The 15,453-nt window shown below is 57.7% G+C and carries 5 protein-coding genes; 3 read left to right on the top strand and 2 right to left on the bottom strand.

What is annotated here, in order from left to right; all coding sequences use genetic code 11:
• Positions 1-8 precede the first annotated feature (8 nt).
• Together INR77_RS03275 and INR77_RS03270 are read right to left on the bottom strand one after the other, a co-directional pair.
• Complete coding sequence (locus INR77_RS03275) at positions 9-1,883, bottom strand: prolyl oligopeptidase family serine peptidase (protein ID WP_223072515.1); 1,875 nt, start codon at positions 1,881-1,883, stop codon at positions 9-11.
• 124 nt (positions 1,884-2,007) lie between these two features.
• Positions 2,008-2,175 (bottom strand): hypothetical protein, encoded by a 168-nt coding sequence (locus tag INR77_RS03270; RefSeq protein ID WP_223072514.1) that lies wholly within the window; start codon positions 2,173-2,175, stop codon positions 2,008-2,010.
• 349 nt (positions 2,176-2,524) lie between these two features.
• Between INR77_RS03270 and INR77_RS03265 the strand changes: the two genes are divergently transcribed.
• The 3 genes from INR77_RS03265 to INR77_RS03255 are packed head-to-tail and all read left to right on the top strand — an operon-like array spanning position 2,525 to position 15,453.
• The gene (locus tag INR77_RS03265) at positions 2,525-4,267 is read left to right on the top strand and encodes a ShlB/FhaC/HecB family hemolysin secretion/activation protein (RefSeq protein ID WP_223072513.1); all 1,743 of its coding nucleotides are present in this window, start codon (positions 2,525-2,527) and stop codon (positions 4,265-4,267) included.
• A gap of 18 nt (positions 4,268-4,285) precedes the next feature.
• Positions 4,286-12,415 (top strand): hypothetical protein, encoded by an 8,130-nt coding sequence (locus INR77_RS03260; RefSeq protein WP_223072512.1) that lies wholly within the window; start codon positions 4,286-4,288, stop codon positions 12,413-12,415.
• Positions 12,415-15,453, top strand: a complete 3,039-nt coding sequence (locus INR77_RS03255) for a CHAT domain-containing protein (RefSeq protein ID WP_223072511.1) — start codon at positions 12,415-12,417, stop codon at positions 15,451-15,453. Before INR77_RS03260 ends, INR77_RS03255 begins: the two co-directional genes overlap by 1 nt.

Below are 15,453 nucleotides of genomic sequence, written 5' to 3'. Positions count from 1 at the left end.
ATCAGCTCTCACTTTTGATGGCTGGCAGTATCTCCTGCTGCCAACATCCGGTCACTCGGATTATGCTTTTTCAAAAACGCCTCAAGCTGATCAAGCCAGTCTTTGCGGTTGTCCTTATCAGTAAAGCCGTGGCCTTCCTCTTCGTATGTCACAAAGACCGCGTCTGCCCCCACATCCTCAAGACTGTCCTTGTAGACCGTAAACTGCGTGTACGGAACGCGGCTGTCGAGCTTGCCATGCGCTAGGAGTACGGGGCGTTGGAGCTGGTGGACCATCGTCTTGGGTGACACATCGTCCATATTGAAATCATCCTCGCCGCGCACACGTTCGCGAAAATCACTCGCATAGCGGTGTTTGAAATAATCTCTGTCAAAGCGCAGCTGGCGATCAAAATCTGTGACACCAGCAAAAGAGGCGGCGCACCGATAGCGTTCCGGGTTGCGAGTGACGCCCCAAAGCGCAGCATACCCGCCGTATGACGAACCCATGATGCAAACGCGTGCAGGATCGATGATACCGCGCGAAACCAACCAATCCATGCCATCGTCAAGATCATCTTGCATCGCGCGGCCAATCTCGCCCTCGCCCAAGGTCACGAAGTCTTTGCCGTACCCGCCAGAGCCGCGATAATTGGGCTGCAACACGGCATATCCGCGATTGGCGAGAAATTGCACTCTGGCATCGAAATCCATGGTGTTTCGAACGCCATAAGGGCCACCGTGCGGGTTGATGATGAGCGGCAAATTCGCCGGTTCCACGCCGGACGGCAGAGTCAGATAGGCAGGGATTTTGGTCCCATCGCGCGCTGTGTATGTCTCATAGGTGGTTGTGGCCATGAGGTTGGGGTCGATTTGGTCGTTGACCCCGCCGAAACGATCGAGCCGCCGCGCATTAGGTTCAAACAGATAGAAGCTGCCGGGGTCTTGCGGTGAGGTTGTAAACACAACCATCCTCGAATAGTCATCAGAATGTGAGGTGATCCAGACCTCTTGCCCCTTCATCGCGCGTTCGAGCGCTGCCTGATGTTTTTCCATGACAGGATCAAACCACTTAATGCGGTCGCGCGAATCGGTGTAGATTGCAGCTGAGAGCGCCCCCTCGGCATCAACTCTGAAGCGCGAGAGGTCGTGGCCTGGGACGGAAAAAACCTCTTCACCGATTTCGCTGGTAAGCAAATTAAAATGGTGCAGGGAAAAGTGGTTATTATCGGCATTGGTGAGCACGTAACCGTCATCTGATCCTGCGACGATGATGAAGCCATCGAAAAGCGGCTCTGCCACCTCGTCATCGATCACATCTTTGTCTTTAATCTTTTCAATCCGCTTGAAGTCTTCATCTTCAGAGCTGCGATAGTAAACCAGAGTGCTCGAGCGCCGGAAGCTGTAGCCCATGCGCACCACGCCTTCGGTGTCAGTGACCCAGCGCCACACCCGCTTGTGTTCATCAATAAGCTTTTCAGATTCGCCGGTTTCAAGGTCGATGCGAAAAACAGAGGGATATTTGTAGATACTCTCGCGCGCCGTCATCACGAGAAATTTTCCATCATCGTCAAGATGGAGAACGTTGTCACCATCAGGACCGACCCTTTCGGGACCGATGTAGCGCACCGATTGAGTGGCTGTATCCAGCAAATAGAGTTCGGTTTGCTGAAATTCGTCGCCAAGCCCGCGGCGCTGGCCCCGATACTGTTTGAGCGAAGAGACGCTGAGCAGCACTTTGCCACTGCCAGCCCAGCGAAGCCAGTTGAGCTCGCTATCTTTGGGCAAAGCTTTGCTGAAGGCCGTATCGTCCGCCAAATTCCTGACAGTCAGATAAGTTTTGCCCTCGGCCAGTTGGCTGAAAACCAGCCTTTCGCCATCAGGGGATATTCGCGGGCTGGACATAGCGCCTTCAGCAGCGAAGAGTTCTGTTGAAATGAATGGAGCGGGTTGAGCGAATACTGGAGTTTGAAACGAAACCAGGAATCCAAGAGAAATCACAAATTTTAACGCAAAACCCCTCGCCTTTTTAAGGCGCACCCAATTCATCGGCACTGCAACAACCCCGTTTTTCTAACACTAATTCTTCGAAATTTATATCTTTCCCAATTTTCATTTCAATTGTGAATGTGAATTTTTTCTGCAGGCCTTGCACCAATCCGCCGCCACCTTTGGCTCGCCCGCCCACCACGCTCACATGAGCCCATAGGTATTGGTCCGCCTATCGCCCTCCTCCTTGTGCTCACATCTTGCCGTTAGCGCGCTTGTGAAGAGCGAAGTCAATCGACGCGTCTTCCGCGCCTGATTGCCGCTTGATGGGCTGGGGCGACGAGTGATGAGAGCATGATCAGGTGAGTGCGAAAACCCATTCTTGTAAAGCTGTGGGCAAACAGGGCCCTTGCGCAAGGCGCGGATTCCAATGTGTTTTCATGGTTAATGAAGCCTTGCAGCGCGTTTACAATGCGCTTACCAAGTTTGCAGACCGTGTGGTTGTAAACTTCGCCGTACCGGGGTGGTTTGCCGTTTCAGGTCGCCGAGGGGGAATAATGTCATCACTAAAGGTCCGCGCTGCGGGTGGCCTGCCCTTTGTCATGGGCGGACTTAGCTTTGTCGTCGCTGCTCAAGCAACCGCGCAGGTCGCTCCCGGTGTTGTTCCGACGCGGGAAGAGTTGGAAGGCATTTCGCGCACCGATGAGCTTCCCGCCCCGCGTCTGACGATTGAAGGCGGGGTTGAACGTTCGCCCTGCTCGCTCGCTGATCCGCAATATCGCGATGTGACAGTGACCATCCGCCAGGTTGAGTTCAACGGACTTAAAGGGGCAAGCCTTGCCGAGCTTGAACCGGCATGGATGCCTTTCCAAGGCAAGGAGCATCCTGTCGCAGTCCTTTGCGAAATTCGCGATGCGGCCGCGACGATCCTTCGCAATAAAGGCTATCTTGCCGCAACACAGGTTCCCACACAGCGCATCGAGGACGGCGTTGTCACCTTTGAGGTGCTCTATGGCCGTATCAGCGCGGTGCGCGCACGCGGTGAAACACGCGGCGCTGAGGTCAAGCTTCAACAATATCTGGGGCGGCTAGCCGAGGATGAAATCTTTGATCGCAATCAGGCGGAACGCGCGCTTTTGCTGGCGCGCGATTTGCCGGGATATACCGTCAATCTGACTCTGCGTCCGGCAGGCGGTGCTCCGGGCGATCTCATCGGCGAAGTGACCGTCGAGCGCGAGAAATACGCCTTTGACTTCGCGGTCCAGAATTACGGCGCGGATGCAACCGGACCAGTGGGCGGACAGCTGCGCGCGCAATTCTTTGGCCTTACCGGAATGGGCGATGTGACAACGCTCTCCTATTTCACCAGCAGCGATTTTGACGAGCAGCAGGTGTTTCAGGCGTCTCACGAATTTAGGCCCGGTGGAAGCGGGCTCGCAGTGAGTGCAGGCGCGACTTACGCAATCACCAAACCCGATGTAGGGCTTGCTGCAAATCTTGGCGTGCCAGTGCAAGACCTTGAGGCGACGACCTTTTTTGCAAGCCTTTCGGCAAGCTATCCGATCAAGCGGACGCAAGGGGAAAACCTCTCGCTAGCGGGCGGGTTTGATTACATTGATCAGGATGTCGATTTCATCGCGCCCCTTTCGCGTGACCGGATCAGAGTGGGGTGGGTTAAGCTTGCCTATGACACGATCGACCTTGAACGGCGCGCACCGCGTTATCAGGCATCGGGTACGATAGAATATCGCCAGGGGCTCGACATTTTCGGCGCCAATTCGGTGTGCATCGGCGCTGCGTGTCCGGCAGGCCAGATTAATCCGGGGCGGCTGGACGGTGAACCCACATCAAGCGTGATCCGCGCAAGCGCCAATGTCGAGCTTGCCCTCACACGAACGCTCGCCCTTGCATTCAAACCGCGCGCGCAATGGTCGCTTGGCGGAGGGCTGTTTGGCTTTGAGGAATTTGCAGCAGGCAATTTCTCGGTCGGGCGCGGATATGATCCGGGCACGATCATCGGGGATAGCGGCTTTGCCATGACGACTGAGGCGCGTACTGCCACAATGCCGGTGTCCGATACCATCGCTATGCAGCCTTACGCATTCTTTGACCTTGCCAAAATCTATAATGAAGCACCCGACCTCGACGATGATCTCTATTCGGTAGGAGCAGGTGCGCGCGTGTCGATTGATAACAGGTTTTCAATCGATGCCATGGTGGCCCAGCCGCTCAAACGCGCCGGGTTACAGACCAAGCGGGGAAGCACGCGGGTGCTTTTTACCCTGACTGCCAGCTTTTGATCTTGAGGAAGAGCTAAGATGATGACCACACGCAAAGCCGCTCTTACTCAAATCTCCTTTCTTGCGCTGACGACAGGCCTTGCTTTGGGAACGGCTCCTGCGAGCGCGCAGAACAACGGCTCGTTTCAGGCAGACGGTGTCGTGGTTGAAGGCAGCGCGCAGATTTTCCGCGACCCTGATTTCACCGATATCATCGTCGAAACTCCAAGCGTGGTGATCGACTGGACGCCTGATGATACGGGCACGGGCGGAGACTTGCTGTTCCAGCCCTTTGGCACAATCGCCACCTTTCAAGACGATGGCATCGTTACCGATTTTGCGGTCCTCAACCGGATTTTGCCAACCGATTTGTCGCGCCGGATCGTGTTTGACGGAACTGTCGTCTCCGAAATTCAGGGGCAAGTGGGCGGCACCGTTTTCTTTTACAGCCCCGGCGGTATTCTGGTTGGCAATAGTGCTGTGTTTGACGTTGGCAATCTGGGGCTCACTACGGCTGATCCTCTGGTCGATGGGAATGGCGATTTTATCGTCAACAATCAGGTCACCTTCCAGCAATCCGATCCCAATGCCTCGATCACGATCGATCCCACCGCAGGCATCTTTGCTGACGCGCCGGGAAGCTATGTTGCCGTGTTTGCACCGCAGATTATCAATCACGGGCTGATCTCGACAGGCGGGCAAGCAGCGCTGGTCGGGGCCGAGGCGGGCACTATCACTTTCAGCCCGGATGGTCTGTTTGATATTCAGGTGAGCATTGGCAGCGAATTTGGCCAACCCATTGAGAACTCAGGTCTGATCGGCGGAAACGCGACCGCAGATGGCGCTGGCCGGGTGTATATGGTCGCTATCTCAAAAAACAGCGCGGCGACCATTGCGATCACTGGGGGAAGCTCGCTTGGCTTTGATGTTGCCAACAGCGCCTTCATGGACGGCGATACGGTCGTGCTCTCCGCCGGTTTTAACGTCACCGCAGGTGAGATAGACGCGGTCCAGGCCAGCGACGGTTTCTTACAGCTTGATGCAGGAGACACAGGCTTTGGCCCCGGTATAACCTTTACCTCCAATGTCGCTGGCAAAGCGTCCGGTGATGCGAACCTGTTCGTGCGCGACACCCTGGAATTTCAGGGCGATGCTGCGTTCTCCGGAAGTCAGCTATTCGCCACTGTTGATACCGATATGGGGGCAGGCAGCGTTGGCAATCTGATCGTTGGCGGCGATTTAAGCCTGCTGGCTGATTACACCCGGCCAGGAATAGATGTTGGCATCGCTCAGCTGCAGATGTTCAATGGTACGTCTGCAAACATTGCCGGAAATTTGCGAGTGGGCTCGATCGCCTCAGCGGATGGCGACGGCAACTCCGTCGTCGCCGCGTCCCTTGGCGAGGTGCTGGTCAATGGCACGGGCTCCGTTTTGAATGTTGGCGGTGACCTCATCGCAGAATCGAGCGCAGGTCTGGACGGCCTTGGGACGGGGCTCATTGCCGAATCCTCGGTTGCACAAGTGATCGCAGACAACAACGGCTCCATCACCGTCGGCGCGGTGACACGGATCAAAAGCACCGGGATCGCTGGTCTTGCAGCAGACGCGCAAGCGGGCCCTGCCGCGCTTTTTGCTGTTGCAGGCGGGCAATTCACCACCAACGAGCTTAACATCGCCTCATTTGCGATGGGGGGCGATGGAGATGGGCTGGGGCTTCAGGCGGGTCAGGCGTTTACAGGCAGTGCGGGGCTTACGGTTGATGGCCTGGGCTCAGCTGTCACTGTTCAATCCGCAAACAGCACAGGCGTGCCCGGAACAAATGACCTGAGCTTCGCGTCGAGCGAAGCGATTGGCGGAACGGGTATTGATGGCAATGGCGGCAATGCCAATGCAGGCGACATCAATATCCTTGTCGAGAATGGCGGGGTTATCACTCTGCCTGATGACTCTTTGAACCCGCTTAAACTGGTAACCCGCGCAATTGGCGGTGACACAAGTGAAGATGATGGGCGCGGCGGCGATGCCATCACCGCTTCATCGCAAATCCGCATTCTCGATGGCGTTCAGGATCTTGGGCGAATTTCGGTCTTGAGCGAGGCAAGCGGCGGTTCGGCCCTGCCTGACGCAGAGCGCACCAGCGGCGGCAATGCCGATGCAGGCTCTTTCTTCCTCGAATTCGACAACACCACCGCAACGATTGCGCTTGAGCAGATTGAACTTAAGGCGTTTGGCGGCAATGGATCTAGCGTGGGTGCCGCGTTTGGAGGGGCGGGCAGCGCATCAAACGTCGATGTGCAGATGCGCGATAGCCAAGTGGACATTTTGTCCGGCCTCGACATTGCCCTTCAGGGCATTGGTGGCACCTCGCAAGAGGTTGGCGGGTTTGGCACGACAAGCTCTGTATCGATCATCTCGGATCGCTCTGTTGTCAATGTTGCAGGCGATCTGGTTGTCTTCCTTGAAAGTGTAGGCGGCGATTCCCTCGGCGACCAGGCGTTCGACCCCGGCTTTGCCTACAACGAACAGGGCGGCTTTGCATCAAGCGCCTCGGCCAGCCTGGCTATCAATTCGAGCCAGTTTACTGTCGCAGGCGAGGTCGACCTGTTAAGTCAGGCGACCGGCGGCGATGCATTCGTCAATCAGGGCGGCGGCGCAAACACAGGCGGTGCCTTTATCGACCTTTTCCAAGACCCGCAGATACCCGGCGCCCCGGCGAGCGTGCTGAGCGCGAATGATGTCATTCTTGAAACAACAGCGTTTGGCGGATCAATCATCTCGGTGTCCAACCCGGACAGTTTTGGCGCAGGTGGCAACACATCTGCAGGCAGTGCGAGCATAAGCTTTAACGGCGGCGCCAATACTATCGATGCCCCGGTCGAATTGTCGAGCGCGGCCTTTGGGGGCAATGCGGGGCAATTAAACGGTGTAGGCGGCGAAGGCTCAACTTCGGTCGTACGCATTTCCAATTTCAGCGCTGATACATCGTCTATTACTGGCGACGTGACCGCATTTATCGACAGCGTTGCTGGCGATGCGGTGAGCGATTTTGGTGGCAACGCTTTTAGTGGAGGTTTCGAGGTCGAGACGTTTGGCGGCACGCTTTTGCTTGGCGGCGCGTTGTCCTTTACCGGCCTTTCGCAATCAGGAGACGGTGCGAGCGGCGGTTCTGCGACCGGGGTGGTACAAAGGATAACCGCGAACAATTCTGCGGTTGATATTCTTGGCGCCACCACCACCACCATTGACGTGTTGGGCGGGGATGCCACCATTGGCCAAGGGGGTCAGGCCTCAAGCGGTGCGATCCAGTTTCAGGCGCAAAACTCTGGCTCGATTAATCTTGCCGGAAATGTTTCGGTGAGCCTTACCATCCTTGGCGGCAATTCGGTCAATGGCCTTGGCGCAAATGCCGATGGAAGCTTCAGCGAAATTTTTGCCTTCGATGGCTCCACCATCACTCTTGGCCAGAACCTGAGTGTCAATTCCGTGATCACCGCCGGCAATTCCACCAATGGCACAGGCGGAAATGCGTCGGGCAGCGGAAACACTATCACCGCTGACAATGCCGATGTTTCCATTCTTGGCGATGCAACATTTGCAACGCAAGTCACTGGCGGCGCCGGATTTGCCGGCGGGCAAGCGAGCGGTGCCTCAGTCAATCTCAACACCTTTAACGGCAATGTGCAGCTTGGCGGGGCAGTCGATTTCTCAAGCCTTGCACAAGGCGGAGATGCAAACATCGGGGTCGGTGGCGAGGCACTGGGCGGCTTCGTTGGAATTTTCTCTGGCAATGCCAGCACGGTTGATCTGGGCGGCGATGTGGCTCTTGCTTCAATCGCGCGCGCAGGCAATTCAAGCGATGGCGATGGCGGATTTGCCGGAGGCAGCGGGGCCTCCATTGCGACCAGCGGCGGCGCGCTCACCATCGGCGGCAATGCCAATGTAACCGCAACAAGCGAAGGCGGCTCTGGCGTCAATGGCGGCAATGCCGAAGGTGGGAACACGACAATTGATGCGTTTCAGTCGTCCAGTTTCGCAATTGCAGGTGATGCAACCCTGATCAGCACCACGAGCGGGGGTGCGGGCAGTTCGGGAATTGGGGGCAGTGCTCAATTTGGCAGTCTTGCCGTCAGCTTTAGTGGTTCAACCGTTGATATTGATGGCAATCTGATCGCGACAGCCATTGCGAGCGGTGGTGACGGCGCGGCAGGCGGATTTGCCAATTCCCCATTTGCCAATCCCTTCCTGTCCGATTCCACCGTTAAGATCCTTGGCGATTTTGTCGTTGAGACGCTGGCCTTTGGCGGACTGAGTTCTGGCGCTGGTCAGGCTGGCGGAAACGCACTCAACGAAGCGCTCGGTATGAATATCGAAAACGCGTCTGTTTCCGTGGGCGGCAATGTGTCGCTCATCTCATCGGCAGCAGGCGGGGATGCTCTTGACGGCGCTGGCGGAGATGGAACGACCAACCGCAGGGACATCAATATCTCTGGCGGTTCAACGCTGGGCGCTCTTGAATTGAGATTTGAAGGCGTCGCGACGGGCGGCGATGCGCTTGGCATGGGCGCACATTCGGGCGGCAATGCTATCGCCGATCACGCAAGGCTCAACTACGCATTTGATGGTGCAAGCAATGTGGCAAGCATCAATGCCGACGTGCTGTTTTCGACCAATGCGTCTGGCGGCAATGCAGCGGCAGCGGGCGGCGGCGGCGGCAATGCCGAGGCGCGCAATGGAGAGATTTACAACTTCACCACTGGAACCATTCAGGTCAGCGGCGATACCAATTTTGATTTTAACGCTACCGGCGGCAACGCCCCTCAAGGGCCAGGCGGGAGCGCGATTATTGGCGCTGTGCAGGTGCTCTCTTTTGAAGGCAGCTCTCTCCTGGTTGATGGAGGCATGAATATCAATGCGGTGGGAACGGGCGGCGATGGCCAAACCGGCGGCGATGTGACGGGCGGTCTGCAACAGGTCGTTGCAAGAGGCACCATCGTCATCGACGGGATAGTCGCATCCGATGAAGTTTTGACCGGCGGCAATGCGCTGGCAAACATTATGCCCGGCACTGGCGGCAACGCCACAGGTGGTTCGGTTTCGATAATCGCAAGCAATCTTGACACTATCCCTACATCAACGCTGACCCTTGGCGGCATCGTTCTTAATTCGACCATCACTGGCGGCGCGGGCGGCGCTGGTCTGAGCGGCGCGGATGGTGGAACCGGCGGCGACGGTTTTGGTCCCGGGGGAACGATCCTTGGCCAGGCGATCAACGGGGTTCTGAACGTCAGCGGGGCTACCACGATCAATTCAAGCGTGACCGGCGGCGTTGGCGGCAATGGTGTGAATGGCGGCGACGGCGGAAGGGCGCTTTTCGGCTTCTACCAGATCGGCACGGCCAGCGGCGGCTCGGTTCCGGGAACAACTGGTGGCTCTGCGACCTTCTCAAGTGTTGACGTGGTGCGAAACCATGTCGGTGGTGCCGGCGGGACAGCGTCCAATGGTGTTGGCGGCGACGGCGGCGAGGCGGTGGGTGGCCGCGCTTCCATCCTGAGCCGGGGTGCACCTGTCAATGTTGGCAATGTAACCTTCACCATGAACGGGACAGGCGGCATTGGCGGCGCAGGGGCAACCCAAGGCAATGGCGGTGACGGCGTTGCCGGCGGTGGCAATCTGCTTGCGACCGAAGCGTTTGAAAACCCCGGACGCGGCAGCTCCAACATCGGCAGCTTCGTGCTCAATGCGACCGGACAAGGCGGAGCAGGAGCCACCGCCGGGGCAAGCGAATACACCGCCTTCAGCGCGCTGGAAATTGAGCAATCCGATGTGATCCTTGGCTCGTTCACCGCCAACATCATCGGCGATAATGTGCCCGATTACACTTTCGATGATGGTCAGGGCAATCAGGTGCCCGTTACACCGTCACCGTTCTTTGTATCCCTGCGCGACGGGGCAACCCTCGATTTTGGCAGCATTGCGGTCAACACGCCCGGCGATGTTGAGCTCTTCGCGGGCGATGCAGCCACGGGGGTTGGCAATGTGTTTGAGATTGTCGCAGGCAATTTCGTCCCCACAGCGAATGATATTTCTGACCCCGCTTATGTCCCGGGCACAATAGAGGCTGCGACCTCGTTAGAGCTTACCGCCACAAGCGGCGATATTATCGCTGAAGCCAATCTTGTCTCGGCGGTTGATCTCGTTCTCAATTCCGCCGGCAGCATCATCACGCGCGATCTGACGGGAAGCTCGGTGTTCCTCACGCTTGGCGCAGGCGGAGTGCTTGACCCTGCCGCAATCAATGCGCCCGGCGGCCTTATCTCAGTGGAGGCAATCGACAGCCTTTCCGCACCCGGTGATGTGAACGCTGCATCGCTGTCCCTGCTCTCGCTTAACGGCGATGTGACCGTCACAGGTCCGCTGACCCTTTCCGGCGATTTCACTGCCGATGCAGGTGGATCAATCACCACTGACGGAGTGAACGCACAGAACGCCACGTTGAACGCTGGCGGCGCGATCACTGACACTGGCGGGATTGATGCAAGCGGCACGCTTGACGCGCAGGCAGGCTCAGACATTGCCATCACGATGGCTGCGGCAAGTTCGATGGATTTGCGCTCCTTGATGGGCAATGTGAGCGCCTCTGGCCCGATTGATGCAACCGGCACACTCGAAGCGCAGGCGAGCGGCACAGTGGCCTTGGGTGATGTCAGTGCAAGTTCGATCGCGGCCAATGCCGGCACAGGCGTGGCGATCAATGGAATGTGGTCCGCACAGCAGATCACTCTTAGCGCGCCTGATTTCACCTTCGCCGCGCAAGCCGCACTTGACGCTGGTGCAAGTGGTTCGGTCACTATCAGCTCAACCAATGCCTTCAATCTGTTCCTTGGCGATGGCGCTGATCCGGCGTTCCAGGGGCTTGTCCTTGGCGCAGAGGATCTTGGCCAAATTTCGGCTGGTGACCTTTTCATCGGCTCCATCGGCAGCGGCGGTCCTGGTTTTGCGACTATCGGCGATCTTGATCTGAGTGATGCGACGAATGTGGGCAACTTCACTTTTGCCGCAGCGCAAGGGCTTGATGTGGTCGGCGCGCTTGTCGGGCAAAGCGACATCACTCTTCAGGCGGATCAGATCACTGTCGATATTGACGCGGGCGGACGGATCAACCTTGGTACGATTGGCACGGCTCTCACGATCAGTGCAGGCAGCTTTGCCGCCGGTGATGAAAGCGTGTTGAGCGCCCTTTTGGATGAGCCAACGCCCGGCGAGCTACAGGCCCTTGTCAACGCGCCAGCTGCCGTCCCGGTTGAGCAAGGCGTGATCAGTGCAGGCACTCTCATTCTCAATGTCGCGGATCAGGCCATCATCCAGAACACCGGAAGCGAAGAGGTCCCGGCTGGATTCGTCGTCGGAAGCGCTGAGGACCTCGTTATTGGCGATGGTAATCAGGGGGCAGGCGCTCTCGTGGTACTCAACGGCCAAATCCTTGACGAAAGCGAAACCGCCACCACAGGCGATGATGCGGCAACGGCCTTTTTTGAAGCGCTAAGCGGGAATGCAACAGTTGCTGCGGGCAGCCAATTGAATGCGTGCAGTTTTTCAAGCTGTGTCTTGGGAGAATTGGGCGAAAGTACAGGCGAGCTCACCTCATCGGTGTCAGCATCGGTGAGCGGGGCAACGGCTGCAACCACATCAGGGACAGGCTCGACCTCCTCGACCCCGTCGTCATCGACGTCTGAGGGCGCATCGGAAGGCGGCAATGACGGCGAAAGCTCAGGCGACGGGCCCAGCGCAGGCGTCAGCACTACCGGCTCAGCAGAGGACAGCAACGTGTCAGTTGATGAGGTCGATGATGGCAGTGATGCGGATGAGTTTGCCATCGAAGACGAGGAGGCAGTGCCTGAAGATAGCTCTGATGAGAGCGCTTCTGAAGAAAGCGAAGAGCCTGACGAAATTGAAGACGCCGAAGAAGAGGCGGAAGAAGAAACCACTGAGGAAGAAGATGAGGTTGAAGGACCAACCACAGGGCCTATCAATCCTCCCCCTTCGATCATCAATACCGGCACGCTTGAACAGCGCGGTGCGATCAATGATCCGATCAGCGGCTCTGGCAATCCGGCGCTGCTGGATCCTGAAGTGACGCTTCAGGGCATCGACACAGATGGAGGCCAATAATGACGCTTAGAAACCTCGTTCTGGCCGCTTCTGGCGCTGTTCTGGCCCTCTCTGGCGCTGCTATGGTTACACCTGCTGCGTCACAAGATCAGCCTCTTTCAATCCTCACCAGTTTCAGGGTGGGCGATGAAGGCGTGCGTTGCAGCGCGCAGAATTCTCCGACCGAAAAGCGTCTTGTGGGGATGTTTGACAGGGCTTATCGCCTCACCTGCCGTGATGCAGCGGGCGATGTGGGCAAATTGCTTGTCCTGCGTGATGCGAAAGGTGTCAAAGCGACTCCCGAAAGCGCAGGCGAAGGGGCGCAGTGCGCAGCCCCAGAAGAAGCAATCATCGAGCAAGTCGGTGAGGTGACAAAACACACCTGCAACGAGGCGAAATTCGGCGTTGCTTATCGCAGTTACACGCTTGAACGCGACGGGCGCACTTATCTGGTCGAAGGGCTTGCCGGATATGATCCTGTGCTGCGCCTTGCTTTGGCTTCTGTTATCAATGACAGGCCCTTGCCCGGCAAAATCGAAGTCGCTCAAACCGAGGTCAGCGATGCCGCGGCCTTTGCGAGGGTTCAGGCAGGCGCGTTGAACGAATTTGACGCTCTTAACGAAGCCTATGTGCGCAACAATTCCGGGCGATTTGCCGAAAGCGGGCAGTTTTTTGAAAACCTTCTGGGTCGCACACAGGCGCGCAGCTCCGTCTATGCCGAAGTGCTCGCCAATCAAGGGCTGCAACAAAGCAACCTTGGCAATTTTCAGGCAGCCGAAGCCTTGTTTGCGCGCGCTGATGAAAGCCTCACACGCAGCGACGGTGTGCCCCAGCGCCTCATCCGCAATTATCGTGCGATCAATTTTCTCAACCGCCGCTTTCCCGAAGCCGCATTGGAAGCGCTGGCCCAGCCGATGCGCGAAGTGTCGCAGGACGCAGCAGAACTTTCGATCCGCGAAGGCTTCATCGACAATCCCCTGTCCGCGCAAATCAACCGCGAGAACATCGCATTGCAGCGCCTTGGCGGTGTTGAACTGGGCCTTAGCCAGGCTGAGCGCGCCGAACTTCTGGATGCTCAGGCTGATGCCATTTCAGGTTCCATCGCGCGCCAGCAAGGCAATCTCGATGAGGCAAGCCGACTGCTTGTAAAGGCCGACGCCCGCATTGCTGCTGTACGCGAAGGCCGCGTCGCTTCTGCCCGCTGGCTGCGCTCTGAAATAGCGATTGAACGTGCTTTGGTCGCTGAAGGTCAAGGGCGCAATGAAGTGGCCTTGCGCGCTTATGATGTTGCCGCCAATGCGATTGGCCGCGACTATCCGCAATCGCCTGTTCTGCTTGCGGCGATTGCGCGCAAAGCCGGGTTCCTGCTTCGCATTGACCGCGAGCAAGAGGCGCGCGCGCTTTATGCGACAGTGGTCAAACGCGCCTCGGACACAACCGACAGCGGCGCATCCTTGCGCAATTTGCTGGAGCCGTATTTCTCGCTGCTTGCCGATCAGGGGACAGCCGATGCGACAGCGGAATTTTTCGCCGCCTCGCAATTGTTGCAACGCCCCGGCGTTGCGCAAACGCAGGCGATCCTTGCGCGGCAAATGTCGGAAGGTGATGACGAGGCATCTGCACTCTTCCGCCTTTCACTTAATCGCAGCCGCGAAATCGCCCGGACACAGGCGCGCGCTGATCGACTGGCCGCACTCAAAAAACCGACCCAGCTTCAGATCGAAGGCTTGGCCGCAGCGCGCGAAACCTTGGAATATCTGCGCGCAGAGCAGACCGGGCTCCTTTCAAAGCTGGCCGATTTTCCGCGCTTCAAGGCGCTTTCCCCGACCAGGCTTGAGCTTGCAGAGCTGCAATCGGAACTTAAAGCGGACGAGGCCTATTACAAAATGGTGATCCTTGGCGATGAGGTCTATTCGCTCTGGATTACGGCAAAGGATGCCAAGAGCTTCCGCATGGAAGGGGGCTTGCGAGAGCTGGATGATGCGGTCGCCTTCATCCGCGATTCCATCGTTGTTTACGAAGGGGGCGAGACAGTCACTTACCCCTTTGATGTGGAGCGCGCGCGCGATCTGTACCTGCGCTTGTTCAGCCCCATCGAGGACGAGATGAAAAGCGCCAAGCACATCATTTTCGAACCCGACGGACCGATGCTGCAATTGCCGCCTCAAGTGCTGGTCGCCAGTCAGGAAGGGGTGGATGCTTACCTTGATCGCACCGCCAATACTTTCGATGACGATGAGCTTTACGATTATCGCGAGGTCGATTGGCTGGGCAAATCGCGCGATGTCTCAATCGCGGTGAGCCCGCGCGGCTTTCTTAACATTCGCCGGATCGCCCCGTCGAAAGCGGAAAAAGCGTATCTGGGCATCGGCTCCAATGCGCTTCCTACCGGCCGCACGCCGTCCGACGACCCATGTGCGTGGGGCCTCGACACCTGGCGCGACCCGATTGACCCGGGCGAGCTGTTCTTTGCAGCGGGCCGCTATGGTGAGGCGAACAGCGATGTTGCAGTGGGCGATGCGTTTACCGATACAGCGCTGCTGGCCAATGATGAGCTCTCTGAATACCGCGTGGTGCACTTTGCAACCCACGGCCTTGTCACAGCCCCCAAACCCAATTGTCCTGCGCGCCCCGCCCTTGTCACAAGCTTTGGTGGCGAAGGATCAGACGGGCTCTTAAGCTTCAAGGAGATTTTCGACCTCCGGCTGGATGCTGATGTTGTCATCCTTTCTGCTTGCGACACGGCAGGTGTTGCTACCGCCGCAGCATCGCGTGAGGCGGGCGTTATTGGCGGGGGCAATTACGCGCTCGATGGTCTGGTGCGCGCCTTTGTCGGCGCAGGGGCCCGCGCCGTGGTCGCGAGCCACTGGCCGGTGCCAGATGACTTCGATGCAACTCAGCGTCTTATCCAGGGGCTGATTACCGATCAGGATAAGGGGCTTTCAGTGTCCCTTGGCGCATCACAGCGCGAACTCATGGCCGATGCCAACACCTCTCACCCGTTCTATTGGGCCGCGTTTATCGTCCTTGGCGATGGGACAAAGCCAATTGGTGAATGA

Origin of the sequence: Erythrobacter sp. SCSIO 43205 (assembly GCF_019904235.1) — a bacterium.
In the GTDB taxonomy this organism is placed as follows: domain Bacteria; phylum Pseudomonadota; class Alphaproteobacteria; order Sphingomonadales; family Sphingomonadaceae; genus Erythrobacter.
The sequence above is the reverse complement of the archived record's forward strand: the minus strand, read 5'-3'. Positions and strand labels throughout refer to the sequence as shown.